The sequence below is a fragment of the Pseudomonas granadensis genome (assembly GCF_900105485.1).
Taxonomy (GTDB): Bacteria; Pseudomonadota; Gammaproteobacteria; order Pseudomonadales; family Pseudomonadaceae; genus Aquipseudomonas; species Aquipseudomonas granadensis.
Genome location: NZ_LT629778.1, coordinates 2,523,050 through 2,546,320 on the forward strand (window position 1 = coordinate 2,523,050; position 23,271 = coordinate 2,546,320).

Annotated in this window: 28 protein-coding genes and 3 tRNA genes; 14 read left to right on the forward strand and 17 right to left on the reverse strand. The window is 58.4% G+C overall.

The genetic code is table 11. The features are described 5' to 3' along the window. The first annotated feature begins 323 nt into the window (after positions 1 to 323). A complete protein-coding gene (locus BLU52_RS11245; RefSeq protein ID WP_090283249.1) occupies positions 324 to 1,403 on the forward strand; it encodes a hypothetical protein in 1,080 nt (359 codons plus the stop codon). Positions 1,404 to 1,455: 52 nt separating this feature from the next. Here the strand turns inward: BLU52_RS11245 and BLU52_RS11250 are convergent, their stop codons facing one another. Both BLU52_RS11250 and BLU52_RS27120 read right to left on the reverse strand, forming a co-directional pair. Further along, positions 1,456 to 2,529 carry a 3-deoxy-7-phosphoheptulonate synthase gene (locus tag BLU52_RS11250; RefSeq protein ID WP_090283250.1) on the reverse strand — a complete coding sequence of 358 codons (1,074 nt, stop codon included), beginning with the start codon at positions 2,527 to 2,529 and terminating at the stop codon, positions 1,456 to 1,458. A gap of 336 nt (positions 2,530 to 2,865) precedes the next feature. Then, positions 2,866 to 2,994 carry a hypothetical protein gene (locus tag BLU52_RS27120; RefSeq protein ID WP_269458362.1) on the reverse strand — a complete coding sequence of 43 codons (129 nt, stop codon included), beginning with the start codon at positions 2,992 to 2,994 and terminating at the stop codon, positions 2,866 to 2,868. Between the two features lie 234 nt (positions 2,995 to 3,228). Here BLU52_RS27120 and BLU52_RS11255 point away from each other — a divergent pair, with 234 nt between their 5' ends. From BLU52_RS11255 to BLU52_RS11285, 7 genes are all read left to right on the forward strand, one after another. After that, entirely contained in the window at positions 3,229 to 3,672 is a 444-nt protein-coding gene (locus BLU52_RS11255; protein WP_090283251.1) for a GNAT family N-acetyltransferase, read from the forward strand. A 127-nt stretch (positions 3,673 to 3,799) separates the two neighbouring features. Beyond that, positions 3,800 to 4,441, forward strand: a complete 642-nt coding sequence (gene gacA, locus BLU52_RS11260; RefSeq protein ID WP_016984198.1) for a response regulator transcription factor GacA — start codon at positions 3,800 to 3,802, stop codon at positions 4,439 to 4,441. Between the two features lie 2 nt (positions 4,442 to 4,443). Then, on the forward strand, positions 4,444 to 6,267 hold the full coding sequence (gene uvrC, locus BLU52_RS11265) for an excinuclease ABC subunit UvrC (RefSeq protein ID WP_090283252.1): 1,824 nt from the start codon (positions 4,444 to 4,446) through the stop codon (positions 6,265 to 6,267). A 32-nt stretch (positions 6,268 to 6,299) separates the two neighbouring features. Then, positions 6,300 to 6,860, forward strand: a complete 561-nt coding sequence (gene pgsA, locus BLU52_RS11270) for a CDP-diacylglycerol--glycerol-3-phosphate 3-phosphatidyltransferase (RefSeq protein ID WP_007950102.1) — start codon at positions 6,300 to 6,302, stop codon at positions 6,858 to 6,860. 60 nt (positions 6,861 to 6,920) lie between these two features. Continuing rightward, positions 6,921 to 6,996 (forward strand) — tRNA-Gly (locus tag BLU52_RS11275). 45 nt (positions 6,997 to 7,041) lie between these two features. Continuing rightward, positions 7,042 to 7,115, forward strand: a tRNA-Cys gene (locus tag BLU52_RS11280). Between the two features lie 195 nt (positions 7,116 to 7,310). Further along, positions 7,311 to 7,397: transfer RNA gene (locus tag BLU52_RS11285), tRNA-Leu, on the forward strand. A 66-nt stretch (positions 7,398 to 7,463) separates the two neighbouring features. Here the strand turns inward: BLU52_RS11285 and BLU52_RS26800 are convergent. From BLU52_RS26800 to BLU52_RS11320, 8 genes are all read right to left on the reverse strand, one after another. After that, on the reverse strand, positions 7,464 to 7,622 hold the full coding sequence (locus BLU52_RS26800; RefSeq protein WP_167359894.1) for a hypothetical protein: 159 nt from the start codon (positions 7,620 to 7,622) through the stop codon (positions 7,464 to 7,466). A gap of 269 nt (positions 7,623 to 7,891) precedes the next feature. Then, positions 7,892 to 8,122: a hypothetical protein gene (locus BLU52_RS11290; RefSeq protein WP_090283253.1), complete on the reverse strand. Its 231-nt coding sequence runs from the start codon at positions 8,120 to 8,122 to the stop codon at positions 7,892 to 7,894. A gap of 118 nt (positions 8,123 to 8,240) precedes the next feature. Beyond that, positions 8,241 to 8,471, reverse strand: a complete 231-nt coding sequence (locus BLU52_RS11295; protein WP_090283254.1) for a hypothetical protein — start codon at positions 8,469 to 8,471, stop codon at positions 8,241 to 8,243. A gap of 102 nt (positions 8,472 to 8,573) precedes the next feature. Then, positions 8,574 to 9,611 (reverse strand): DNA topoisomerase IB, encoded by a 1,038-nt coding sequence (locus BLU52_RS11300; RefSeq protein WP_090283255.1) that lies wholly within the window; start codon positions 9,609 to 9,611, stop codon positions 8,574 to 8,576. 70 nt (positions 9,612 to 9,681) lie between these two features. Next, complete coding sequence (modC, locus tag BLU52_RS11305) at positions 9,682 to 10,761, reverse strand: molybdenum ABC transporter ATP-binding protein (RefSeq protein WP_090283256.1); 1,080 nt, start codon at positions 10,759 to 10,761, stop codon at positions 9,682 to 9,684. 3 nt (positions 10,762 to 10,764) lie between these two features. Continuing rightward, entirely contained in the window at positions 10,765 to 11,445 is a 681-nt protein-coding gene (gene modB, locus BLU52_RS11310) for a molybdate ABC transporter permease subunit (protein ID WP_090283257.1), read from the reverse strand. Further along, a complete protein-coding gene (gene modA, locus BLU52_RS11315; protein WP_090283258.1) occupies positions 11,446 to 12,213 on the reverse strand; it encodes a molybdate ABC transporter substrate-binding protein in 768 nt (255 codons plus the stop codon). It abuts the gene before it with no gap. A 132-nt stretch (positions 12,214 to 12,345) separates the two neighbouring features. Continuing rightward, positions 12,346 to 13,410, reverse strand: coding sequence for an NAD(P)H-dependent flavin oxidoreductase (locus BLU52_RS11320; RefSeq protein ID WP_090283259.1), 1,065 nt, complete (start codon positions 13,408 to 13,410; stop codon positions 12,346 to 12,348). 259 nt (positions 13,411 to 13,669) lie between these two features. Here BLU52_RS11320 and acuI point away from each other — a divergent pair, with 259 nt between their 5' ends. Beyond that, positions 13,670 to 14,653 carry an acrylyl-CoA reductase (NADPH) gene (gene acuI / locus BLU52_RS11325; protein ID WP_090283260.1) on the forward strand — a complete coding sequence of 328 codons (984 nt, stop codon included), beginning with the start codon at positions 13,670 to 13,672 and terminating at the stop codon, positions 14,651 to 14,653. A 19-nt stretch (positions 14,654 to 14,672) separates the two neighbouring features. On the opposite strand, the gene ada is transcribed toward acuI, so the two are convergent. From ada to BLU52_RS11345, 4 genes are all read right to left on the reverse strand, one after another. Continuing rightward, complete coding sequence (gene ada / locus BLU52_RS11330; RefSeq protein ID WP_090283261.1) at positions 14,673 to 15,740, reverse strand: bifunctional DNA-binding transcriptional regulator/O6-methylguanine-DNA methyltransferase Ada; 1,068 nt, start codon at positions 15,738 to 15,740, stop codon at positions 14,673 to 14,675. An 80-nt stretch (positions 15,741 to 15,820) separates the two neighbouring features. Continuing rightward, positions 15,821 to 16,492 carry a DNA oxidative demethylase AlkB gene (alkB, locus tag BLU52_RS11335; RefSeq protein ID WP_090283262.1) on the reverse strand — a complete coding sequence of 224 codons (672 nt, stop codon included), beginning with the start codon at positions 16,490 to 16,492 and terminating at the stop codon, positions 15,821 to 15,823. An 8-nt stretch (positions 16,493 to 16,500) separates the two neighbouring features. Continuing rightward, the gene (locus BLU52_RS26805) at positions 16,501 to 16,671 is read right to left on the reverse strand and encodes a hypothetical protein (protein WP_090283263.1); all 171 of its coding nucleotides are present in this window, start codon (positions 16,669 to 16,671) and stop codon (positions 16,501 to 16,503) included. Between the two features lie 24 nt (positions 16,672 to 16,695). Next, positions 16,696 to 16,998 carry a DUF1883 domain-containing protein gene (locus tag BLU52_RS11345; RefSeq protein WP_007912251.1) on the reverse strand — a complete coding sequence of 101 codons (303 nt, stop codon included), beginning with the start codon at positions 16,996 to 16,998 and terminating at the stop codon, positions 16,696 to 16,698. 210 nt (positions 16,999 to 17,208) lie between these two features. On the opposite strand from BLU52_RS11345, the gene BLU52_RS11350 reads away from it, so the two are divergent. Both BLU52_RS11350 and BLU52_RS11355 read left to right on the forward strand, forming a co-directional pair. Further along, the gene (locus BLU52_RS11350) at positions 17,209 to 17,565 is read left to right on the forward strand and encodes a hypothetical protein (RefSeq protein WP_090283264.1); all 357 of its coding nucleotides are present in this window, start codon (positions 17,209 to 17,211) and stop codon (positions 17,563 to 17,565) included. 71 nt (positions 17,566 to 17,636) lie between these two features. Beyond that, positions 17,637 to 17,867 carry a hypothetical protein gene (locus BLU52_RS11355; RefSeq protein WP_090283265.1) on the forward strand — a complete coding sequence of 77 codons (231 nt, stop codon included), beginning with the start codon at positions 17,637 to 17,639 and terminating at the stop codon, positions 17,865 to 17,867. 3 nt (positions 17,868 to 17,870) lie between these two features. Here BLU52_RS11355 and BLU52_RS11360 read toward each other — a convergent pair whose 3' ends face one another. Further along, positions 17,871 to 18,158, reverse strand: coding sequence for a hypothetical protein (locus tag BLU52_RS11360; RefSeq protein WP_090283266.1), 288 nt, complete (start codon positions 18,156 to 18,158; stop codon positions 17,871 to 17,873). Between the two features lie 139 nt (positions 18,159 to 18,297). Next, on the reverse strand, positions 18,298 to 18,483 hold the full coding sequence (locus BLU52_RS11365) for a hypothetical protein (RefSeq protein WP_090283267.1): 186 nt from the start codon (positions 18,481 to 18,483) through the stop codon (positions 18,298 to 18,300). Between the two features lie 256 nt (positions 18,484 to 18,739). Here BLU52_RS11365 and galU point away from each other — a divergent pair, with 256 nt between their 5' ends. Further along, on the forward strand, positions 18,740 to 19,579 hold the full coding sequence (gene galU, locus BLU52_RS11370; protein WP_053120371.1) for a UTP--glucose-1-phosphate uridylyltransferase GalU: 840 nt from the start codon (positions 18,740 to 18,742) through the stop codon (positions 19,577 to 19,579). Between the two features lie 128 nt (positions 19,580 to 19,707). Continuing rightward, the gene (gene gorA / locus BLU52_RS11375; protein WP_090283268.1) at positions 19,708 to 21,066 is read left to right on the forward strand and encodes a glutathione-disulfide reductase; all 1,359 of its coding nucleotides are present in this window, start codon (positions 19,708 to 19,710) and stop codon (positions 21,064 to 21,066) included. On the opposite strand, the gene BLU52_RS11380 is transcribed toward gorA, so the two are convergent. Further along, positions 21,063 to 22,070, reverse strand: coding sequence for a DNA-binding protein (locus BLU52_RS11380; protein WP_090283269.1), 1,008 nt, complete (start codon positions 22,068 to 22,070; stop codon positions 21,063 to 21,065). The genes gorA and BLU52_RS11380 overlap by 4 nt on opposite strands. Positions 22,071 to 22,247: 177 nt before the next feature. Here BLU52_RS11380 and BLU52_RS11385 point away from each other — a divergent pair, with 177 nt between their 5' ends. Continuing rightward, on the forward strand, positions 22,248 to 23,186 hold the full coding sequence (locus BLU52_RS11385) for a site-specific integrase (RefSeq protein ID WP_090283270.1): 939 nt from the start codon (positions 22,248 to 22,250) through the stop codon (positions 23,184 to 23,186). The last annotated feature ends 85 nt before the right edge of the window (positions 23,187 to 23,271 follow it).

Sequence of the window (23,271 nt, forward strand, 5' to 3'; positions counted from 1 at the left end):
ACCTTTCACAGAGGTTCATCGGGAGTCCTGAGGCCACTCTAAAACACTCATCTTGCCGAAGAAGTAAGAACAGGCTTCTATTGGTCGATGAAACTGGACCAGAAGTTGTACGAATTATCAGATAGTTGTGAGATCCGAATCGGAAGTTGCCGCCGTCTTTCGCATATTCAATAACAAATTCGAGATGTTTGCCTACTCCCCGCGCAGCTTTTACCGGACGTCTGCGGCGAATCGTGCCGACAGAAGAAATTCGCCGGATCCCGTTCAATGTGAGCTGTCGACGTCGCTTGCAAACGGCGTTTTTCCAAGGAACGGAGCCACTGATGAACACGCATGAAGTCGAGTTTTGCTACCGGATGCGCCACCCCGTCGGAGCCTGTGCATCAAAGGAGTTGTTGCCAGCGGTAACCCTGGATTCGGTCGAAGGCAGGGTGCTCGATCCCGCGTTGGGCAGGGTCGTTGTCCGTATCGCTCCTTATCCAGGCATGACCTGCGGCGACCGCTTGCTGCTGAGTTGGGAAGGGCTGGATATCGAAGGCTTCGCTTACCAGCACGAAATGGTGCGTTATGTCACCGAAGGCCAGGTCGGCAAGGAGGTTGTTTTCGTCATCAAAGGCCTGCATGTCGCGGCACTGGATGGCGGTTCGCTGGAAATCTACTGGACTCGCATGGGGGCCGGATTGCCCGAACCCTCCTTGTCGGCACGTCTGCAATTATCGGTCGGTGATCCACGTCCACAACTGCTCGCACCGATCGTCGAGGGTGTGGTCAGTGGAACACTGGACCCAGCGCGGGTGCCGGAGGGTACGCTTGTCGTGCTGCAGCCTTATGCACGCATGGCGGCTGGCGATCGGGTGACATTGATATGGGGCACCGATGCGTTTCCAGCTTCTTTCAGGGATAACCTGAAGGTCGAAACCTTCGCTGTTGCCGATGTGCTGTCATTCTGGATCGACGGAGCGCACATCGCCGGACATCTCGGTGAGCAGGTAGCGGTGCGTTACCGGGTCGAAGACGCTGTCGGCGCACTGCGTGAGTCCGAAGCGACGAAACTGCGGGTGATGCCCTTTTTTCGTGAGGATCTGGACGCCCCCGATGTGCTGGAGGCCCAGGATGGCGTGCTTGACAGTGAAGATTCAATCGATGGGGTGACTGTCATGATCGGTAATGCCCGCACGCAGGAAGGGGAGTTGGTATACCTCAAATGTGACGGAGACTTTTTCAACCATCGCGACGACCGTGAGATCAGCCGCGAAACGGCAGGGAAACCGTTGATTTTCATCGTGCCTCACCGGTTTTGGCGTGAGCATCATGGCACCACGGTGCGTGTGGCTTACACGGTAGAACGTCTCGATGATGTCAGTCAGGAATCGGCAGAAACACAGGTACGAGTAGAGGCGTAGCGCTGTCTGCCATCCCTTCGGTTTCAGCGAAACCGAAGGGATGGCATGGCTATCAGTCCGCGTGCGCAGCGAGACGCTTGGCGGCGTCGAGCAACAAGCGCTCAGTCGCACTGAAACCGAGGCAGCCATCGGTAATCGATACCCCATAGCGCAGAGATCCGCTCAATGGCTGGCAGCCCTCGAACAGGTGGGATTCGAGCATCATGCCGATCAGGCCGCGATCACCCTGCAGGCGTTGCTCAAGCACTTCGTTGAAAACGCCGGGTTGGCGCAGAGGGTCCTTGCCACTGTTGGCGTGACTGCAATCGACCATGATCCGGCTCGGGATATTGAGCCGATTCAGATCGGCGTGGATCTTTGCCACGCTCTCGCGATCATGGTTCGGCCCTTTGTGACCCCCGCGCAGCACCAGATGGGTATCGGGGTTGCCTGGCGTTTGAATGATGGCCGGATGACCTTGGCTGTCGACGCCAAAATGCCGATGCGGGTGCGCTGCCGAACGCATGGCATCAACCGCAATTGCAGCACCGCCGTCGGTGCCGTTCTTGAAGCCGACCGCCATGTTCAAGCCGCTGGCCATTTCGCGGTGGATCTGCGATTCAGTCGTGCGTGCGCCAATGGCCACCCAGCTCAGTAGATCATCGAAATACCCGGCGGCCATCGGTTGCAGCAGTTCCGTGGCCACCGGCAAGCCGAGCCGGATCATTTCCAGCATCAACTCGCGTGACAGCGCAAGGCCACCGGCCATGTCATCGCTGCCATCCAGGTGCGGGTCGTAGGCCAGGCCTTTCCAGCCAACCGTGGTGCGTGGTTTTTCGACATAGGCACGCATTACCAAAAGCATTTCGTCGCTGACCTGTTCAGCCAGTCGAGCGAGTTTTTCGGCATATTCGAGTGCGGATTGCGGGTCGTGGATAGAGCAGGGGCCGACAATTACCAGCAGCCGCTGGTCCTGGCCGTTGAGAATGGCGCGCACGGATTGGCGCTGGGCGGCGATCTGCTGACTCAAGGTGTTGCTGAGCGGTAACCGCTGTTTGAGTTGCAACGAGCTGGGCAGACGCAAGGTCAGTGCTTCGTTGGCAGGATTCAACGTGGAAAGTGGCAGAGCGGAAACGGACGAGTTCATATTCGGTCTTCCTGGGCTGGCGGCGGTTTCTTACCGCGCGCTCGGCCCTACTGGGGTGTTCGACAATTGGCCGGATTGGCAACGTGTGTGTGCTTGCCACCTGTAGGTGACCGATCGGAGGCGGCAGGCTGTCCCGAGCGGAAGCTGGTAAATCGCCAGGCGCTAAAGCTGTCGTAACGGTAATAAGTGGCGTAATTCATGGGTGAATCCTCAAATGTCTGGTGGTGTGGCTGAAAATGTGTGAAGCCTGAAAAAACAAAACCCCCGGTCGGGGAGCCGACCGGGGGTTGAGAAATCTCTGGTAGGCGACCCGTTTACATGGGCGCCGTTTGGGTATCAGGCGCGCCAGTGGCTAAACCAATACCCAAAATAAAAGCTGACCGGAGTGCAAACATCATTCACCCACGCAGCCGCGACCGAGCGCTGGGCGCTGGCGGTATCAAGCTGCGAAAGTGTATTGAACATGGTCTGTCTCCGTGGAATGGATCGAGCTTACTCGACGCTGACCGGCGGCAGCAATCAGAAATTGCTATTGGCTGTTCAACCTGATGTCTATTGCCGAAGTGCTTGAGATCGTAACACCCGGTCCCTTGCTTGTTGACCGAGGATGAACAGTGTCGTCATTGTGCTGGTTGTGGCGCTGACGAATGCGATAAAGAATGGCAAGCGCCCTGGGTTGGTGTTTCTGGAGAATGCAGGATGAGCCTTGAATTGCGTCGCGCTACCGCCGAAGACGTGACATCCGCCCGCGAGCTGACCTGCCAGAACATGCTGCGTTACTACATTGAGTTCGAGCTGCCATGGCAGGACCATGCGTTCGATGTCGCGTGGTCGGAGCGGCAGAACTGGCTGATAGTGCGTGATGACGTGTCTGTCGGTTATATGAGTCTGAGCCGGGACATGCGCGCGCTTTATATTCGAGAATTACAGGTCTCTGAAGCGTTTCATCGACAAGGTGCCGGTTCCTGGGCGATCGATCAGGTTATCGACATGGCGCGCAGAGAGCGTCGTCCGGCTATACGCCTGACGGTCTTCCAGAATAATCCGGCAAGAAACCTTTACGAAAGAAAAGGCCTGCAGGTCCGGGGCCAGGATGAGTGTTTTCTGCGAATGCAGCTCGATATCAGCACACCTGTGCTCTGAAACCCGCAGCCGGCAAGCCCTCAATGATGTATTGAAACTTTTTTAATGCTGCTTTCCGCTAGGTCTGTGGGGCACTTTTTGCTAAGGTGTCCCGCATCCCAATATGACCATATCGCGAGGTGTCTGCTTGATTAGGGTGCTAGTGGTCGATGACCATGATCTCGTTCGTACGGGCATTACCCGCATGCTGGCCGATATCGACGGCTTGCAGGTGGTCGGCCAGGCCGAGTCCGGGGAAGAGTCCCTGATCAAGGCTCGAGAGTTGAAACCCGATGTGGTTCTCATGGATGTCAAGATGCCCGGCATCGGTGGCCTGGAAGCCACGCGCAAGCTCCTGCGCAGTCATCCGGACATCAAAGTCGTCGCGGTGACGGTTTGTGAAGAAGATCCTTTCCCGACACGCTTGCTCCAGGCCGGCGCTGCGGGATATCTGACCAAGGGCGCCGGGTTGCCGGAAATGGTTCAGGCGATTCGCCTGGTATTCGCGGGTCAGCGCTACATCAGTCCGCAAATCGCTCAACAACTGGCAATCAAATCCTTCCAGCCGTCCAACGATTCACCCTTCGATGCGCTGTCGGAGCGGGAAATTCAGATCGCGTTAATGATTGTCGGCTGTCAGAAGGTGCAGATCATTTCCGATAAGCTGTGCCTGTCGCCGAAAACCGTGAATACCTATCGCTACCGTATCTTCGAGAAGCTTTCGATCAGCAGTGACGTTGAGTTGACGCTGTTGGCGGTTCGTCACGGCATGGTCGATGCCAGCCTCTGATCATGACTGAAACATTCGATTCCAGTGCTTTTCTCTCGACCGTCAGCGGACGCCCAGGCGTCTATCGCATGTTCGACAGTGATGCGCGGCTGCTATACGTTGGTAAAGCCAAGAACCTGAAAAAACGCCTGGCCAGCTACTTTCGCAAAACCGGTCTCGCGCCCAAGACCGCGGCGTTGGTCGGACGGATTGCGCAGGTCGAGACGACCATCACGGCGAATGAGACCGAAGCGTTATTGCTTGAGCAAACGCTGATCAAGGAATGGCGTCCGCCGTACAACATTCTGTTGCGCGACGACAAATCCTACCCCTACGTGTTTCTCTCCGATGGTCAATTTCCGCGCCTGAGCATTCATCGCGGAGCGAAAAAAGCCAAGGGCAAGTACTTCGGTCCCTATCCGAGTGCCGGCGCCATCCGCGAAAGCCTGAGCCTTCTGCAAAAAACCTTTTTCGTTCGTCAGTGTGAAGACAGCTACTACAAGAACCGCGCGCGACCATGCCTGCAATATCAAATCAAACGTTGCAAGGCGCCTTGCGTTGGCCTGGTCGAGCCCGAGGTTTACGCCGAGGACGTGCGTCACTCGGTGATGTTTCTTGAGGGGCGTAGTCATGCGTTGACCAACGAGCTGTCCACGGCAATGGAAGAAGCGGCGATCAATCTGGAATTCGAGCGAGCGGCCGAGTTGCGCGACCAGATCGCACTGTTGCGACGGGTCCAGGATCAGCAAAGCATGGAGGGTGGCACGGGAGACATTGATGTCATCGCTGCGTTCGTCAACCCCGGCGGCGCCTGCGTGCATCTGATCAGTGTTCGCGGCGGGCGAGTGCTGGGCAGCAAGAATTTCTTCCCGCAAGTGGGCATCGAAGAAGACGTGTCGGAAGTCATGGCCGCGTTTTTGGGCCAATACTTCATCAGCAGCCCCGAGCGCGATTTGCCGAGTGAGCTGATCGTCAACGTGGTGCACGAAGACTTTCCGGCGCTGATCGAGGCCATTCATGAATTGCGTGGGCGCGAGTTGGCGATCAGTCATCGGGTCCGTGGTACGCGTGCGCGCTGGCAGCAATTGGCTGTCACCAATGCGGAGCAGGCATTGGGCGCGCGTCTGGCAAACCGTCAACACACCGCGGCGCGTTTCGAGGCCTTGGCCGAAGTGCTCAATCTCGATGAGCCGCCACAGCGTCTGGAATGCTACGACATCAGTCATTCCAGCGGTGAGGCAACGGTGGCTTCCTGCGTGGTGTTTGGCCCTGAGGGCGCAATCAAGTCGGACTACCGGCGCTACAACATCGAAGGCGTCACGGCCGGTGACGATTACGCTGCCATGCACCAGGCACTGACGCGGCGCTTCAGTAGACTCAAGGAAGGCGAGGGCAAGTTGCCGGACATTCTGCTGGTCGATGGCGGCAAGGGCCAGCTATCGATGGCTCGCGATGTGCTCAATGAACTGGCCGTGCCGGATCTGATTCTGCTCGGGGTTGCCAAGGGCGCAACCCGCAAGGCTGGCTTCGAAACGTTGTATCTGAATGATGCAGCGCACGAGTTCACGTTGCGCGGCGACTCGCCGGCATTGCATCTTATTCAGCAGATTCGCGATGAAGCACACCGTTTCGCAATCACCGGGCACCGCGCGCGCCGCGGCAAAACCCGCCGCACATCTACGCTTGAAGGCGTTGCTGGCGTTGGACCCACCCGCCGTCGCGACTTGTTGAAACATTTTGGTGGATTGCAGGAGCTGTCTCGTGCAAGCATCGAAGAGATCGCCAAAGCCCCGGGGATCAGTAAAAAGCTCGCAGAGTCGATTTATGCGAACCTGCATAGCGAGTAGAATGCCCCCTCACCTCGTAGCCAGTTGTGCCGATGAATATCCCTAATCTGATTACCGTTCTACGCGTCCTGCTCATACCGATCTTCATTTTGCTGTTCTATCTGCCTTACCAGTGGAGTTACATGGCCTCTGCCTCGGTGTTTGCCTTTGCGGCAGCGACCGACTGGCTGGACGGTTACCTCGCCCGTCGTCTGGAGCAGAGCACGCCGTTCGGCGCGTTTCTCGATCCGGTTGCCGACAAACTCATGGTTGCCGTGGCGTTGGTGTTGCTGGTGCAGGAACACGGCAATCTCTGGCTTACGTTGCCGGCGGCAGTCATCATCGGTCGCGAAATCGTCGTTTCGGCATTGCGTGAATGGATGGCCGAACTCGGCGCCCGTGCCCATGTCGCAGTGTCCAATCTGGGCAAATGGAAAACCGCCGCACAGATGCTTGCTTTGGTGATCCTGCTGGCCAATCCCAAGGACTTCAGCTTCTGGGTCATCTTGGGTTACGCCTTGCTGATGGTCTCCGCCGGCCTGACGTTATGGTCGATGGTTCAATACCTTCGTGCTGCCTGGCCGCATCTGAAGACGGATGTGGAAAAGAAATAAAACTTTTTTGAATCAAGGGGTTGACGGACCTTCTTAATTCTATAGAATGCGCATCACCAAGCGGGAATAGCTCAGTTGGTAGAGCACGACCTTGCCAAGGTCGGGGTCGCGAGTTCGAGTCTCGTTTCCCGCTCCAAGTTTTACGTATTTGTTGTTGTGCTACTGACAGCAAATGCTTTGAGGCCGAGTAGCAAAATGGTTATGCAGTGGATTGCAAATCCACCTACGCCGGTTCGATTCCGACCTCGGCCTCCACTTTAAACAAGCTCCGTAGATCCATGATTTACGGAGCTTTTTTATTTGCACTGCGCTGCAAGATTCAGTCTTGAAATACAGCCATTGCTAACTTGCTTCAACGGGAAGTGATGTATATATTTCCCGCACTGCTTCAAGGGCTGCATCCTGTCAGGATTGCTGCTCTGATGCAGACTACAGCAACGCCGCGCTACCGCCCGAATGGCGAAACTGGTAGACGCATGGGACTTAAAATCCCCCGCTCGTAAGGGCGTGCCGGTTCGATTCCGGCTTCGGGCACCATGAATATGAAGGGCTTGCATGAGATATCTCGTGCAAGCCCTTTTTTTTGCTTTGCAGTGACCAGGTTCAGCGCGAATTCATCTCTTTGCTGAGTCGAGTGGACTTTACCCTGCGCCTGCGCATCCAGCTCGCGAGTGCATGTAGCGGATGCAGAACGGCCGCAAGCGCGCCCACAACCAGGATTGAAAAAAGCGTGATCAGCGCAATGCTTTCGTGCGAGAACATGGTGGGTTACTCCTGTAGTCACTATGTTGGAACCCGCAGGCTAGACGCTTTCGACGGTGTTTGCGGTGAACGTATGTTCATCTTTTTCCGGCCGGACTGTGCTACGGGAAACTCACGTAGGGGGCTGGCGGGGTAAAAAGCGATACTGGCTTTTGACCGGCAGGAAACCGATCAGGAAGGAAAAATAATCATCACGCGCAAGCGACCTGGCGGTGACTGCAGCGTCACCGCTCGTGCAGCAAACCTCGCGCCCGCTTGTTCAATCGCGGTCATCTGAACCGAGGCAATGGTCGATCAATGGGTTTCAACGCTGACAGCGTGTTGCGAATCAGCGGAGCATCCTTTTCGATGTCGTTGAGCCGGTCGCGGATGCGCAGGGCGGTGGGGTGACCGCCTTGATGATCGACCCAGTCGGCGATTTCCTTGCAGGCCGCCGCAAGTCGCGCCTGGCGGGCGTCGAGAAGGGTGAGGAGGGTGGTGATGGACTCTTTTTCGGACATGGAACACCTCCGTTCTATCTAAGCTGAATGGCAGCAAAAAGCCCGCGCTGGCGAGCCTCATGCCGTGGGGGTGCTGCTCCCTCAGCTGGTTTGACTATAGACCCGCTTTTGATCGATATCAGGCGCAGGGCCGGCGGGCAACTGACGGGGCGCTGGCTGCGTTCAGCCGCTGGCATTCATTTTCCGCGTCGTACTCTTTGTCGTAGCCATCGCCGATGAAGCCGCCTGTGCGCGTGTCGCGGATTCGAAACCAGCTTTGCGCTTCAGCGGGATCTTGCTGACTGTCCCCGGCGCGACGGCCGTGGATAATGATTTTGGTGCAACGCTGCACGACGAAAATGTCTTCCATGGCGCCACCGCACTGATTCGTGTCACAACAACTATAGAAGCCTGTAGCGATTGCGCAAAAAATACACAGTTCAGCGCGTTGGCTGCCCGCTCAAGTCAGCCATCAACTGGCGTCCGCCACCTCAATCATCTGTTCAAGAAACATCGCCAGAGCCACTTCCTCGGTGCGCAAGCCTTTGCGCACGCGCGGTTTCGGCAGTTCGGCAAGGGCGCCGAGCATGAATTTTTCCACCACGCCGGGATGGATGTAGCACTTGCGGCACACCGCCGGGGTGTTGCCCAGTTGCTTGGCGACGTTTTTCACCATCTCCACCACGTGCCGTTTTGCCTCGGCCTCGGACTTCCATTGCAACTCACGCAATGTCGACAGCGCCAAAGCGCTGCCGGCCCAGGTGCGGTAATCCTTGGCGGTGAAATCGGCGCCGGTGAGGGTTTTCAAGTAGGCGTTAACGTCTGACGAGGTGACGGAGTGGCGCTCGCCGTTTTCGTCCAGATATTGAAACAGGTTTTGCCCGGGGATCTCCAGGCAGCGCTTGATGATGCGTGCCAGGCGTCGGTCCTTGACGGTGATCTGGTGTTCGATGCCGCTCTTGCCGCGAAACTGGAACAGGATCGCACTGCCATTGACCTCGACGTGGCGGCTGCGCAGGGTGGTCAGGCCGTAAGAACGGTTGTCGCGGGCATATTGCGTATTGCCGACCCGAATCAGCGTAGCGTCGAGCAAAGTGATGACGGTGGCCATGACCTTGTCGCGACTGAAGCCGGGCGCCGCCAGCAGCGCTTCCAATTGCTTGCGCAGCTTTGGCAGTGCCAGGCCGAAATCGCGCAGCCGCGAATACTTGTCGGCATCGCGAACCTCACGCCAGCGTGCATGGTAACGATACTGCTTGCGGCCGCGCGCATCGCGGCCGGTGGCTTGCAGATGACCGCACGGGTCCGGGCAGATCCACACATCGGTGTACGCCGGAGGGACGGCGAGGGCGTTGATCCGTTTGATTTCGTCCGGGTCGGTGATGCGCTGGCCGGAGGGCTCGAAGTAGCAGAACTTGCCGCGCAGTTTCTTGCGAGTGATACCGGGCTGGGAGTCATCGACGTAATGCAGGTCGGATGGCAGTGCAGCAGTCAGCTCGGTGTCGGGCATGGCAAGATCCTTGGGTGGCAGCGGTCAGTAAAATCATTGACCGCACGCTGTTGCCGTCGTGCCAAATGATTCAGGCAAGCACCGCGACCGCTTTGATCTGCGCCCACAACCGCTGGCCCGGATGCACACGCAACTGGTCTCTGGAATAGCGGGTGATCCGTGCGAGCAACGGCGTTCCGCCTGCATCGAGACGAATCAGTACGTGAGCGGTGTTGTCGGCTGCTTGCTCGCCCACTACCGTAACTGGCAATCGATTGAGAATGCTGCTGGATTCGCTGTCATGCAGCGCCAGGCTGATGTCCCGCGCATGCACCTTGCAGCGCAGCGTCTGGCCGATATTCATCGGTGCATGCGTGACGCGAATGCTCATTTCGGTAGCCGGCAGTTGCAGACTCAGTAATTGATACTGCGCATCGTAAGCGCTGACCTGGCCTTCGATGATCACCCCGGCGTCATCGCCCATTGCCATCGGCAAGTCCAGCCGTGCGAGGGTTTCGCCGATCGGGCCGCTGGCCAACACCTTGCCTTCGCTGAGCAACACCAGGTGATCGGCCAGCCGCGCCACTTCGTCCTGGGCATGGCTGACGTACAGCACCGGAATGTCCAGTTCGTCATGCAGGCGCTGCAAGTAAGGCACTATTTCGTTTTTGCGCTGGCTGTCGAGTGCGGCCAGCGGTTCGTCCATCAGCAACAATTTTGGACTGGTGAGCAACGCGCGGGCGATGCCGACACGCTGTCGCTCACCGCCGGACAAATGCTCTGGATGGCGATTCAGCAGATGCGCGATGCCCAGCAGTTCGGTGGCTTGCGTTATCTCGACCTGACGCTGTGATTTGGCAATACGTTTGAGGCCGAACTGCAAATTGGCCATGACCGACAGATGCGCAAACAGGCTCGCTTCCTGGAATACATAGCCGATTGCTCGCTTGTGCGGCGGGACGAAAATGCCGTTGTCGCTGTCCTGCCAGACCTCGCCGTTGACCTCAACAAAGCCTTGCCCGGCGCGTTCGAGTCCGGCGATACAACGCAGGCAAGAGGTCTTGCCAGAGCCCGAAGGTCCATAAAGCGCGGTCACGCCGCGGCCCGGCACATGCAAGTCGACATCGAGACTGAAGCCCGGCCAGACGGTTTTCAAACGAGCATCGATCATCACTCAGCTCCAGCCCGCGCGGGTCTTGCGGCTGGAGTACAGCGCCAGCAATACCACAAACGAAAATATCAGCATTGCCCCGGCCAGCCAGTGGGCCTGGGCGTATTCCAAGGCTTCGACGTGGTCGTAGATCTGCACGGAAACCACACGGGTCTTGTCGGGGATGTTGCCGCCGATCATCAGCACTACGCCGAACTCACCGACGGTATGCGCAAAGCCGAGGATCGCTGCGGTGATAAAACCAGGTCGAGCCAGCGGCACCATCACGCTGAAGAACGTATCCCAGGGACCGGCGCGCAGGGTGGCGGCGACTTCCAGCGGGCGCTGGCCAATGGCGGAAAACGCGTTCTGCAATGGTTGCACCACGAACGGCATGGAATAGATCACCGACCCAATCACCAGCCCCGTGAAGCTGAAAGTCAGCGTGCCCAGGCCCAGCCATTGGGTAAATTGGCCGAGAAAGCCGTTCGGGCCCATCATCAGCAACAAGTAAAAACCGATGACGGTGGGCGGCAGGACCAGGGGCAGAGCGACGATCGCCCCGATCGGGCCACGCAGCCATGAGCGGGTGCGCGACAACCACAGGGCAATCGGTGTGCCGATCACCAACAGGATCGCCGTGGTCACTGACGCCAGTTTCAGGGTCAGCCAGATCGCGGCGAAATCGGCACTGGTCAGTGCCATTTACAGTTGATAACCGTAAGACTTGATCACCGCAGCGGCTTGCGGGCCTTTGAGGTATTCGACCAGTGCCTTGGCGGCAGGATTGTCTTTGCCTTTGTTCAGAATCACGGCGTCCTGTTTGATCGGATCATGCAGGTCGGCCGGTACGATCCACGCCGAACCGCTGCTGACTTTACCGTCCTTGTAGATCTGCGACAGGGCGACAAAACCCAGTTCGGCGTTGCCGGTCGAAACGAATTGATAAGCCTGTGTGATGTTTTGTCCCTCAACCAGCTTGGCTTGGGTAGCCTCGGTCAGTTTGAGTTTGGCCAGTACCTGGGTCGCCGCCAAGCCGTAGGGTGCAGCTTTCGGATTAGCGATGGACAGATGCTGGTACTGGTTTTTCTGCAAAACTCCGCCCGCATCATCGACGTAACCTTCTTTCGCCGACCACAGCGCCAAGGTGCCGATCGCATAAGTGAAGCGCGAACCTTTGACAGTGTCGCCTTCTTTCTCGAGCTTTTCTGGTGTGGTGTCGTCAGCGGCGAGGAACACTTCGAACGGCGCGCCGTTCTTGATTTGCGTATAGAACTGGCCGGTGGCGCCGTAGGCTGCAACCAGTTTATGCCCGGTGTCTTTTGCGAAGCCGGCGGCGATGGCCTGGATCGGCGCGGTGAAATTCGCGGCCACTGCCACTTGTACTTCATCAGCCAAAGCGCCATTGCTGGCGAATACAGCGAGCAGAGATGCCAGGCAGGCAGGGGCAAATCGTGAGGCACGCAGGATCATGCAACAGCTCCGTGGTTGGCGTGTACGCCGGGCAGCACTGTCAGGTGAAGGCTGCTTCGCGGCAAGTGTGCTTTCGCTATATACGGAAATATATAGCGAAAGCAGGGCAAACAGGAAATGTTCTGTGCCACGTCAACGATGCTTGAGTTTCGCCAGTGCGCCTTCGGCCAACTGCCGGGTCAGTTCAGCACTGTCTGTATCCTTGCCCAGCGTGAACGCCTGACCGGCCCATAGGTTGGCGAACTGTTCCTCTTTCACCGCGCGCAAAGGCATCAATGCCCCGCCAGCCAGGGGGAACGCTGGGGCTTGAGCCGACATCGGGCCGAGTTCGCGCATCACCCGGTTGAGAATGCCCCGCGCCGGCCGCCCGGTAAAAAGATTGGTGATTGCGGTTTCGCTTTCCTTGGCGGTGCGCAGCGCCTTGTGGTGGCTGGCGCTGATTTTTGCTTCGGTCGTAAACAGATAAGCGGTGCCGACTTGTACGGCCGAGGCGCCGAGCATGAATGCCGCCGCCACGCCGCGCGCATCGGCAATGGCCCCTGCGGCAATTACCGGGATTTTTACCGCATCGACCACCTGTGGGACCAGGGCAAACGTACCCACCTGACTGCTCAGGTCATCGCTCAGGAACATGCCCCGATGGCCGCCGGCCTCATAGCCCATGGCGATGATCGCATCGCAGCCGTGCTGTTCGAGCCAGACCGCTTCATCGACCGTGGTTGCCGAAGAGAGGATCTTTGCCCCGGTAGCCTTGACCCGCTCCAGCAGGGATTTTTCCGGCAGGCCGAAATGGAAACTCACCACTTCGGGCCGGAACTCTTCCAGCACTTCGCAGGCCACCGCATCGAAAGGCGCACGGTTGGACACCGGCGTCGGTGCGTCGAAATCAACGCCCAGTTCGCGGTAGTACGGCTCAAGCAGGTTTTTCCATTCGCGTGCGCGCTGTTCATCGGTGACTGGAGGCTGATGACAGAAGAAATTGACGTTGAATGGCCTGGTCGTGTTCTGGCGAATGGTCTTCAGTTCTTCGCGCAATTGCTCGATGCTCAGCATCGCCGCCGGCATCGATCCCAATCCACCCGCGTTGCATACGGCGATCACCATGGACGAATTCGTCGCGCCGGCCATCGGCCCCTGAATGATGGGCAATTCAATGCCGAGCAAATCAACGATGCGAGTGTCTGGCCATTGGCTCATGAAGCTGTTCTCCGAACGAGGAAGCGGGCAGGGACGCAGAAGCGGTTTGTAACAGCAAACGCGCGTTTCGAGCCAGTCCGAAATTGAGAACAACCCATGCAGTTTTTCAGCGCCGAAAGACTCCGCCACTTGTCCTGCGTGCGCAGCTGCGCCTTCTCCTGAGGCAGATTCGCTGTTTGGCCCATGGTCGAATGTGGCAATGTGTTTCGATGTGCTATTCCACGGCACGACATTCTGAAAACAGTCATGCGAGGCAGTCATGTTCAACGCCATTGTGATCGACAAAGACGACAGCGGTTACCGCGCCAATCTGCAGCAACTCGACGAAGCGCAATTGCCTGAAGGGGACGTTACGGTAGCTGTCGCTTACAGCACGCTGAACTTCAAGGACGGTCTGGCGATTACCGGCAGCAGCCCGGTGGTGCGCAAGTTTCCGATGGTGCCAGGGATCGATCTGGCCGGCACCGTGGAACACAGCTCCCATCCGGATTACCAGGTCGGCGACCAGGTACTGCTCAATGGCTGGGGCGTTGGCGAAAATCACTGGGGCGGTCTGGCGCAGAAAGCCAGGCTCAATGGTGACTGGCTGATTCCTTTGCCCGAGGCTTTTTCACCGGCGCAGGCCATGGCTGTCGGGACGGCCGGTTACACCGCGATGCTGTGCATTCTGGCGCTCGAACGCAATGGTGTTACGCCAGCCCAGGGTGAGGTGCTGGTCACCGGCGCCAATGGTGGTGTCGGCAGCTTCGCGATCGCGCTGCTGAGCAAACTCGGTTATCGCGTGGTGGCGTCCACCGGGCGAGTGTCGGAGCATGAATATCTGCAGCGATTGGGCGCCAGCGAAATCATCGACCGCGCGACGCTGTCCGAACCGGGCAAGCCGTTGGCCAAGGAACGCTGGGCCGCCGTGATCGATTCCGTCGGCAGTCACACTTTGGCCAATGCTTGCGCCAGCACTAGCGCCGAAGGCACTGTCGCGGCCTGTGGTCTGGCGCAAGGGATGGACTTCCCGGCATCCGTGGCGCCGTTCATTTTGCGCGGCGTGACGCTTGCCGGCATCAACAGCGTGACCCAGCCGAAAGCGCGGCGAGTGCACGCGTGGGAGCGGCTGGCCAAGGATCTGGATTTCTCGCTGCTGGCCTTGATCAGTCGTGAGATCGGCTTGAATGAAGCCCTCGACGCGGCGCCGCAGTTGCTGGCCGGGCAACTGCGCGGTCGTGTTGTGGTTGACGTCAATCGCTGAGCTGAACGGGCGGCAGGCGTTAAGGCTGGGTTTCCCGCTCGAGCAATTGCCGTTTGCGCTCAACGCCCCAGCGATAGCCTGAGAGGTGGCCGTCGCTGCGCACCACGCGGTGGCACGGGATCGCCACCGCCAGGCGGTTGGCCCCGCAAGCCTGGGCTACAGCGCGCATCGACGTCGGCGCGCCGATGCGCTCGGCGATCTGCGCGTAACTGGCCGTCTGCCCCGGCGGGATTTCCCGCAGCGCTTGCCATACGCGCTCCTGAAACGCAGTGCCGCGCACATCAAGCGGCAAGTCCAGGCCGATCGCTGGCGCCTCGACAAACCCCACGACCTGGGCGATCAGTTGCTCGAACCCGGCATCGGCGCCGATCAGGTTGGCCAGGCGAAACTGATCCTGCAAATCACAAACCAGACGATGCGGATCGTCACCCAACAGAATTGCACACACTCCGCGATCGCTTTGCGCGACCAGAATCGCCCCGAGCGAGCATTGGCCGACGGCGAAGCGGATATCGTTATTCTTGCCGGCAGCGCGGTAATCGCCAGGTTTCATCCCGAGCAATTGATTGGCTGACTCATAGAAGCGGCTATTGGAATTGAATCCCGCGTCATATAGCGCCTCCGTCACCGACCCAGCGTTTGCCAGGTGTTGACGCAGCTTGCGGGAGCGGTGGGCGGCGGCGTAACCCTTGGGCGTCAATCCGGTTGCGGCTTTAAAGATGCGGTGGAAGTGAAATGGGCTCAGGCCAGCGGTCTGGGCCAGTTCGCTGAGCGCCGGCAATGTCTCGGCAGCCTCGATGTCGCGGCAGGCGTTGGCGACAGTCGCTGCGTGCTGTGCGGCAACGTCGCTGTGATCCTTGCCGGCGCGTCTACTGGCTCGGTAGCCTGCGGCCTCGGCCTGCTCAGCCGTATCGAAAAACTCGACGTTGTGCGGTTTCGGCAGGCGCGAGAGGCTGCTTGGCCGGCAATAGACACCCGTGGTCTTTACCGCATAGACGAATTGCCCGTCCGCTTTCGGGTCGCGGGCCACCACAGCGGCCCAGCGCGGATCGGTTTCGATGCTGACGGTGTCGGTTAGCGTGTCCATAGGGGTTAATCCGTTGACCTGTTTGATTCAGGTTAACTGGCGTCGATTGCTTCGACACTCCGGGCCTTGCGGTCAAACTTTCACGCGTTGCCAGCGACGCGAAAGGTGAGGTTGATACGTCGTTCGCCCAGGCGCAAATGATTGCCCGGCTTGATCGGCAACACGCCGTGGAAACGCAAGCGATCAACGCCGCCCCAGATCACCATGTCGCCATGCAGCAGCGGGATTCGCTGGCATTTGTCACTGCGTTCAAAACCGCCGAACAGAAACATCGCCGGTAAACCCAGCGACAACGAAACGATTGGCGCGGCGTAGGCCTTTTCGTCCTTGTCCTGATGCAAGGACATTTTCGCGCCGGGAACATACTGGTTGATCAGGCACGAGTCAGGCACAAAATCAGCGAATCCGGCCTGTTCTGCGGCAGTGTGCGCCAGTTCGGCAAACACCGTGGGCAATGCAGGCCACGGCAATCCGCTGAGCGGATCCACGCTTGCATAGCGATAACCTTGGCGGTCGGTGATCCAGCCGAGGTTGCCACAACTGCTCGTACCGACCGACATGCTGAAACCGCCGGGTGTGACCATATGGCGGAGCGGGGCGGCCGCAAGCACCGTGTCCAGCTCCGGCAGCAGTCGATCAACCTGCGGCAAGGCAAACCCGCGCAACACCCACGCTTGCTCGCCGATCTGCTCGGCCCGGGCTTGCTGGACGGGTTCGTGGTCGGCGAACAGGTCAAACGTGGTCGGTTGCATGGTGTCGATTACAGCGCTTTGCTGACCTTGATGTCACTGACTTTGTCGTCTGTGTGAATTTCTTTCAGCGCCGCTTCTGCTTCCTCTTCAGTGCCGCTTTCGAGGTCAGCAAACTCGAAACGTTGCTCGCCGTCGAGCTTGTACTTGATGACGTATTTGGTTTTTTGCGCCACGGTCATGGTTTCCTTTTCTGGTTTGCGTTATCAGCTGAGTTTAGTGCTGGAACGACGAATGATCTTGATCGAATGGGTCAGCGTCGGCTTGCGTGTCACGCTTATCGCGCGGCGGTTGACGGTGTCGATGGTGATGTTCCAGAAACCGGTGCTCGGCGCGGTAATGCGGGCCGGGAACGTATCGAAGGCGCCGCCGTGATAGGTGTGGCGGCCACCATTTTTGAAGCTGCGGAAGTTGGCGTCGTTCATCAGACGGATGTTGCACATTTGCGAGCACTGGATGACGACGATGTCGTCTTCGTTGAGGTGTTCGCGCTGGTGAATGAATTTCATGGGCGCCTCCAGAAGGGCTTTTGCTACAAAATCAAAACGATAGCTTGTCGATGAGCGCAGTTTATCAGCCCGCACGGGTTATTATCTGGCCGTCGGGCATCGGTTTGACAATTTTGAACAGATATTCGCAATCGGATGCGGGTTAAATGCAAAAGGCGTCGGAGAAAAACAGCGTTTGTGCTGTCGGACGGTCTTTAACGGAGGTTTTGTATGAAGTGGGGTGTGGTGTGTCTGCCGTTGATATTGGCTGTCGGTGGTTGTGCGAACGTTTCCGAGATCAATGAAACGCTGCCGACCATGAGCGTAATCTCCGGCAAGAAGCCCCAGGAATATGCCGAGTGTCTGGCCGAAAAGCTGGCCGACAGCCGCGGCGCGCTGCAAGTGCAGCCGCACAAGGAAGGCGTGCGAGTGATCGTGCCGGGCAAACTTTCCACCGGTCCGGCGGCGGTCTTCGATATCGAAGACCGCTCCGGCGGCAGCAGCATCAAATTGCACGAGCGCATGTCGAATGTGCCAGTGCGTCCGCATGATGTGCAAAAAGCCGCCAACGCCTGTATTTCCGGCTGATAGACTTGTCGTCGTCAGCTCCAATGCCGTCGCAGTGATGCTGTGACGGCATTGTCATTTCTGGAGTCGCGATGAAGCGAGAGCACGTTCGGGAGCGCCATGCAGAGGGCCTTATCTCTGCCACCCATGTCATCCAGAACCCGGCCAATCCGGGCGAATGGATCGTGTTTTTCAAGAAAAGCGCCGGTCGCAGCTATTTTCTGGTGGACGAAAACGACGAAGTCGAGTCGTTCAGCCGTCTCGACGATTTGATCGAAGTCGTGCGTGGACTCGGGATCAAATTCGCCGAAATTCATATGTAGCGACTATTTGCAGACCACGATGACGCTGCGGTTTTTGTAGTTGCCGACATCCACGCCCAAGGTCTTGTCATCCTCTGTGGGGGCGGGCGTTCCGTCTGTACCGACGATGCGGTAACCGGTGCCGGCGCAAGATGCATCGGCCTTTTCGTAGCACATTGCCCAAGAGTTGGCTTCGCCGGAGCAATCGATCGCCAAGCCTTGTTCGCCGTTGTTCAGATAGGCAGGGCGCGAGGTGGCGCATCCGGCCAGGGTCAATACTGCGATGATGGAAAGCAGGTTTTTCAGGGTCATGTTCAGGTCTTCAGCAAGGGGAGGCTAGACGCTCTGACAGCGCTGCGTCGAAAAGGTTATAGCGATTGGCCACTTGTTTGTCCGCAGGCATGAAAAAGCCCTGCGCGATGGCAGGGCTTGAGGGTTGTGGCTCGGCCGATCAGTCCTGATCCTTGCCGCGGCGCTTGGCCGATGCTGGCGTGTCGGTGAACACAGCCGCCACATCGGTGGCCATTTGTTCGCTGTCGAAAGGCCCGGCGATGTGCTCGCCATTGGTGGTGGTCAGCGTCCACTTGCCGTCTTTCTTGTCGATCACATACCCGTTGACGATTTTTACCGCAGCCATCTATCTGTCTCGTTCGCTGGTTCAAAGTCGCCATGATACCGGCAAATGCGCACATTGGGGGCCGATCAGGGTATGGTGATCCGGCTCGTCCGGTTCTTGAGCTACGCTGAATACGCCGCTGAAAATCTGGATGGAACTATCGGCACGAATATTTCTCTATCTTGGCATCGGTTAGCCAGTGCGGGGCATTGTAAGGTGCACGCCGCCTGATTAGACTGCGCCGAAACTCGTACACACAGCCTTTTCAAGGACTTATATGATCAAGAAATGCTTGTTCCCAGCAGCCGGTTACGGTACTCGCTTCCTGCCAGCGACTAAAGCCATGCCTAAAGAAATGCTGCCGGTGGTAAACAAGCCACTGATCCAGTACGGCGTTGAAGAAGCGCTGGACGCTGGTCTGACGGAAATCTCCATCGTGACCGGCCGTGGCAAACGTGCTCTGGAAGACCACTTCGACATCAGTTACGAGCTGGAAAACCAGATCAAAGGCACCGACAAAGAGAAATACCTGGTCGGTATCCGCAAGCTGCTCGACGAGTGCTCGTTCTCGTACACCCGTCAAACCGAAATGAAAGGCCTGGGTCACGCGATCCTGACCGGTCGCCCGCTGATCGGTGACGAACCGTTCGCCGTGGTGCTGGCGGATGACCTGTGCGTGAACCTCGACGGCGACGGCGTGCTGACCCAGATGGTCAAGCTGTACAAGCAGTTCCGCTGCTCGATCATCGCCATCCAGGAAGTCGACCCGCAGGAAACCAGCAAGTACGGTGTCATCGCTGGCGAAATGATCCGCGACGACATCTACCGCGTACACAGCATGGTCGAGAAGCCAAAGCCGGAAGACGCGCCGTCGAACCTGGCGATCATCGGTCGCTACATCCTGACGCCGGACATCTTCGATCTGATCGAGCAGACCGAGCCAGGCAAGGGTGGCGAAATCCAGATCACCGACGCCCTGATGAAGCAGGCCCAGAACGGCTGCGTGATGGCTTACAAGTTCAAAGGCAAGCGTTTCGACTGCGGTGGCGCGGAAGGCTATATCGAAGCGACCAACTTCTGCTTCGAGAACTTCTACAAGACTGGCAAGGCTTACTAAGAGCGCTTGACTGGTCTGCAGGAAAAACCCGCTTCGGCGGGTTTTTTCGTTTTGCGTCCCCATATCAGCGGCAACGCTTGCCCAATCAGCGTCTGCGGGTATGCTGAGCGCCTGCCTTGGAGATAGAAATGGCCTACGATTTTGATCTTTATGTGATTGGCGCCGGTTCTGGCGGTGTGCGCGCTGCGCGTTTTGCCGCCGGTTTCGGTGCGAAAGTGGCGGTGGCCGAGAGCCGTTATCTGGGCGGCACCTGCGTCAACGTTGGCTGCGTGCCGAAAAAGCTGTTGGTATACGGCGCGCACTTCGCCGAAGACTTCGAGCAGGCGTCGGGGTTCGGCTGGAGCCTGGGTGAAGCGAATTTCGACTGGGCGACTTTGATTGCCAACAAGGATCGCGAGATCAATCGCCTCAACGGCATTTATCGCAATCTGTTGGTCAACAGCGGCGTGACGCTGCACGAAGCGCACGCGAAAATTGTCGGCCCACATGAGGTCGAGGTGAACGGCGAGCGCTTCACTGCGAAAAATATTCTGATCGCGACCGGCGGCTGGCCGCAGATTCCGGAGATTCCCGGTAGCGAACACGCTATCGGCTCCAACGAGGCATTCTTCCTCAAAGAGCTGCCAAAGCGCGTGCTCGTGGTCGGCGGCGGTTACATCGCGGTCGAGTTCGCGGGGATTTTCCATGGTCTTGGTGCGAACACCACGCTGTTGTATCGCGGCGATCTGTTCCTGCGTGGTTTCGACGGCGCGGTGCGCAAGCACCTGCACGAAGAACTGAGCAAGCGCGGCATGGACCTGCAGTTCAATGCCGACATCGCGCGGATCGACAAGCAGGCCGGCGGCAGCATGAAGGCCACGCTGAAGGACGGTCGCGTTCTCGAAGCTGATTGTGTGTTCTACGCCACGGGCCGTCGTCCGATGCTCGACAACCTGGGCCTGGAAAACACCGGTGTGCAGTTGGATGACAAGGGTTTCATCAAGGTTGATGACGAGTATCAAACCACTGAGCCGTCGATTCTGGCGCTCGGTGATGTGATTGGTCGTGTGCAATTGACGCCGGTAGCGCTGGCGGAAGGCATGGCCGTGGCGCGGCGTCTGTTCAAGCCGGAGCATTACCGTCCGGTGGATTACAAGATGATTCCTACAGCGGTGTTCAGCCTGCCGAATATCGGTACGGTCGGCTTGACCGAAGAGCAGGCGCGCGAAGCAGGTCATGAGGTGGTGATTTTCGAAAGCCGCTTCCGGCCGATGAAGCTGACGTTGACCGAGTGTCAGGAGAAGACCCTGATGAAGCTGGTCGTCGATGGCAAGACCGATAAGGTTCTCGGTTGCCACATGGTGGGTCCGGACGCCGGCGAAATCGTCCAGGGGCTGGCCATCGCGTTGAAGGCTGGCGCGACCAAGCGCGACTTCGACGACACGATCGGGGTGCACCCGACGGCCGCCGAAGAGTTTGTCACCATGCGTACGCCGGTCAGCGCTTAAGCGCCTTTCGGTTCTGGCGCTGCCGCAACGGCAGCCGCCAGACGCTGGCTTTCTTCCAGGCTGGCCTGAGCCTTGGTCAATTCCTTTTCCAGTGACTGGTTGAGCTGCGTTTGCTCCTCGACGCTCTGCTTGAGTGCCTGACTCTCCAGCGAGGCGACGCGCAGACGTTCCTGGAGGAGGGTGCGTTCGCTGTCGACGCGCGTGGCTTGTTCGAGCAACTGATCCTGACGCAGATTGCTTTGCTTGAGCTGGTCCTGCAACAGGCTCAGCTCGCGCTGGGTGCCACGGTTTTCGGTGAGCAGGCGCTCGTTGTCGCGGTGCAGCTGAGTGATCTCGTCCTGACGCATCAGCGCGCTTTGTTGCGCCTGACGCAGCTCGGCCTGAATCTGCTGAACCTGACTTTCATGACGGCTCTGTTCCTGCTCGCGCTGTTCTTTGCTGGCGTTGCGGTAGTGCTCCAGCGCATCGCGGGCGTGCAAGTGCTTTTCTTCCAGCGAGCGGATCTGCTCGTCCTTGTCCTGCAAGCGTAATTCAGAATCGGCCAAAGCCTGATTGAGCCCGGCGTTGCGCGTCTGCTCGGTTTGCAGCATCGAGCGGGTGCTGTTCAGCGCTTCGGATTCGCGTTCCAGTGCAGCGCCTTGAATGTCGTGCTCGTGCTCGAGCTTTTCCAGCGCCTGCCGGGTCTGCGCCAGCTCTGCTTCCAGCGCTTCACGTTGCGCCTCGAATTGTTCGCGCGCCTGCTCGATAGGCTCCTGCGCCTGCTCTTTCAAGCGTTGCGCGAGGCGAGAGACGAGGGCGGTCAGTTCATCATCGATCGGCTCAGCGGAGGCTTCAACCGGTTGCGCGCCATCATCCAGCTCTTTCAGATAGCGGTGGATGGTGGTTTTCGAGCCAGTATTGCCCATTTCGATGCGTACTGCGTCGATGCTCGGGTGTTCGCCGCGCGCCAGAATTGCGGTGCGCGCGATCTGCACCAGTGCTTTGGTAATGCCGCCACGGGCCATGTGAACTCCTACGGTTACGTACTGTGGTACATGCCACTGAAAAGCAAAGTGTACCATGCCGGCATAAAAGTGAAATACATCGAAAATTACAGGCGGGATATTCTGGTATTACCCAATGTCACACGGCAAAATGCACATCTTCATCTTCAAACCAGTACGCCAGCGAGAAAACAGCCCATGAGCGATCTGGATCGCTATCTGCAAGCCGCCACCCGCGACAACACGCGCCGCAGCTATCGCGCGGCCATCGAGCATTTCGAAGTGAAGTGGGGCGGGTTTCTGCCGGCGACGGCCGACAGCGTTGCGCGCTATCTGGTCGCTCACGCTTCCGAGCTATCGATCAACACGTTGAAGCTGCGCTTGTCGGCGCTGGCGCAGTGGCATAACAGTCAAGGCTTTGCCGACCCGACCAAGGCGCCGGTGGTGCGCAAGGTATTCAAGGGGATACGCGCGTTGCACCCGGCGCAGGAGAAACAAGCCGAGCCGTTGCAGTTGCAGGACTTGCAGCGGGTCATCGATTGGCTTGAGCACGAGGCGCAAACCGCGCGCGAGCAACAGGATCGACCGGCTCTGCTAAAGGCTTACCGCGACCGCGCGTTGATCCTGCTCGGGTTCTGGCGCGGTTTTCGTAGTGATGAGTTGTGTCGTCTGCAGATCGAGCATGTGCAAGCGCACGCCGGCAAAGGCATCACCTTGTATCTGCCGCGCAGCAAGGGCGATCGGGAAAACCTCGGGCAGACCTGTCAAGCCCCGGCGCTGCTCAAGCTGTGTCCGGTGCAGGCCTATATCGATTGGATCACCGAGGCGGCGCTGGTGCGCGGGCCGGTGTTTCGCAGCATCGATCGTTGGGGCAATCTGAACGAGGCGGGGCTGCACGCCAACAGCATCATCCCGTTGCTGCGCCAGGCGTTGCAGCGTGCCGGGATCGCCGCCGAGGGTTACACCAGTCACTCGTTGCGGCGCGGCTTCGCCACTTGGGCTCATCAAGCGGGTTGGGACCTGAAGTCGCTGATGAGTTACGTCGGCTGGAAGGACATGAAATCGGCGATGCGCTATGTTGAAGTCAGCCTATTCCAGGGAATGGCTCGGATTATGGATAAGCCGGATCAAGCGTAGAGATCGTTTTCTTCTATTAATACAGTCAGCTAATAGCGAAAACAAATCAGCAGCATCAGGTTTGCCAATGAGCGTTCCGTCGAGT

What these genes read in the sequence shown, in the direction of transcription:
- BLU52_RS11245 (WP_090283249.1), top strand. Translation starts at nt 324, where the DNA reads ATGAACACGCATGAAGTCGAGTTTTGCTACCGGATGCGCCACCCCGTC.
- BLU52_RS11250 (WP_090283250.1), bottom strand. Translation starts at nt 2,529, where the DNA reads ATGAACTCGTCCGTTTCCGCTCTGCCACTTTCCACGTTGAATCCTGCC.
- BLU52_RS27120 (WP_269458362.1), bottom strand. Translation starts at nt 2,994, where the DNA reads ATGTTCAATACACTTTCGCAGCTTGATACCGCCAGCGCCCAGCGCTCG.
- BLU52_RS11255 (WP_090283251.1), top strand. Translation starts at nt 3,229, where the DNA reads ATGAGCCTTGAATTGCGTCGCGCTACCGCCGAAGACGTGACATCCGCC.
- uvrC (WP_090283252.1), top strand. Translation starts at nt 4,444, where the DNA reads ATGACTGAAACATTCGATTCCAGTGCTTTTCTCTCGACCGTCAGCGGA.
- pgsA (WP_007950102.1), top strand. Translation starts at nt 6,300, where the DNA reads ATGAATATCCCTAATCTGATTACCGTTCTACGCGTCCTGCTCATACCG.
- BLU52_RS26800 (WP_167359894.1), bottom strand. Translation starts at nt 7,622, where the DNA reads ATGTTCTCGCACGAAAGCATTGCGCTGATCACGCTTTTTTCAATCCTG.
- BLU52_RS11290 (WP_090283253.1), bottom strand. Translation starts at nt 8,122, where the DNA reads ATGTCCGAAAAAGAGTCCATCACCACCCTCCTCACCCTTCTCGACGCC.
- BLU52_RS11295 (WP_090283254.1), bottom strand. Translation starts at nt 8,471, where the DNA reads ATGGAAGACATTTTCGTCGTGCAGCGTTGCACCAAAATCATTATCCAC.
- BLU52_RS11300 (WP_090283255.1), bottom strand. Translation starts at nt 9,611, where the DNA reads ATGCCCGACACCGAGCTGACTGCTGCACTGCCATCCGACCTGCATTAC.
- modC (WP_090283256.1), bottom strand. Translation starts at nt 10,761, where the DNA reads ATGATCGATGCTCGTTTGAAAACCGTCTGGCCGGGCTTCAGTCTCGAT.
- modB (WP_090283257.1), bottom strand. Translation starts at nt 11,445, where the DNA reads ATGGCACTGACCAGTGCCGATTTCGCCGCGATCTGGCTGACCCTGAAA.
- modA (WP_090283258.1), bottom strand. Translation starts at nt 12,213, where the DNA reads ATGATCCTGCGTGCCTCACGATTTGCCCCTGCCTGCCTGGCATCTCTG.
- BLU52_RS11320 (WP_090283259.1), bottom strand. Translation starts at nt 13,410, where the DNA reads ATGAGCCAATGGCCAGACACTCGCATCGTTGATTTGCTCGGCATTGAA.
- acuI (WP_090283260.1), top strand. Translation starts at nt 13,670, where the DNA reads ATGTTCAACGCCATTGTGATCGACAAAGACGACAGCGGTTACCGCGCC.
- ada (WP_090283261.1), bottom strand. Translation starts at nt 15,740, where the DNA reads ATGGACACGCTAACCGACACCGTCAGCATCGAAACCGATCCGCGCTGG.
- alkB (WP_090283262.1), bottom strand. Translation starts at nt 16,492, where the DNA reads ATGCAACCGACCACGTTTGACCTGTTCGCCGACCACGAACCCGTCCAG.
- BLU52_RS26805 (WP_090283263.1), bottom strand. Translation starts at nt 16,671, where the DNA reads ATGACCGTGGCGCAAAAAACCAAATACGTCATCAAGTACAAGCTCGAC.
- BLU52_RS11345 (WP_007912251.1), bottom strand. Translation starts at nt 16,998, where the DNA reads ATGAAATTCATTCACCAGCGCGAACACCTCAACGAAGACGACATCGTC.
- BLU52_RS11350 (WP_090283264.1), top strand. Translation starts at nt 17,209, where the DNA reads ATGAAGTGGGGTGTGGTGTGTCTGCCGTTGATATTGGCTGTCGGTGGT.
- BLU52_RS11355 (WP_090283265.1), top strand. Translation starts at nt 17,637, where the DNA reads ATGAAGCGAGAGCACGTTCGGGAGCGCCATGCAGAGGGCCTTATCTCT.
- BLU52_RS11360 (WP_090283266.1), bottom strand. Translation starts at nt 18,158, where the DNA reads ATGACCCTGAAAAACCTGCTTTCCATCATCGCAGTATTGACCCTGGCC.
- BLU52_RS11365 (WP_090283267.1), bottom strand. Translation starts at nt 18,483, where the DNA reads ATGGCTGCGGTAAAAATCGTCAACGGGTATGTGATCGACAAGAAAGAC.
- galU (WP_053120371.1), top strand. Translation starts at nt 18,740, where the DNA reads ATGATCAAGAAATGCTTGTTCCCAGCAGCCGGTTACGGTACTCGCTTC.
- gorA (WP_090283268.1), top strand. Translation starts at nt 19,708, where the DNA reads ATGGCCTACGATTTTGATCTTTATGTGATTGGCGCCGGTTCTGGCGGT.
- BLU52_RS11380 (WP_090283269.1), bottom strand. Translation starts at nt 22,070, where the DNA reads ATGGCCCGTGGCGGCATTACCAAAGCACTGGTGCAGATCGCGCGCACC.
- BLU52_RS11385 (WP_090283270.1), top strand. Translation starts at nt 22,248, where the DNA reads ATGAGCGATCTGGATCGCTATCTGCAAGCCGCCACCCGCGACAACACG.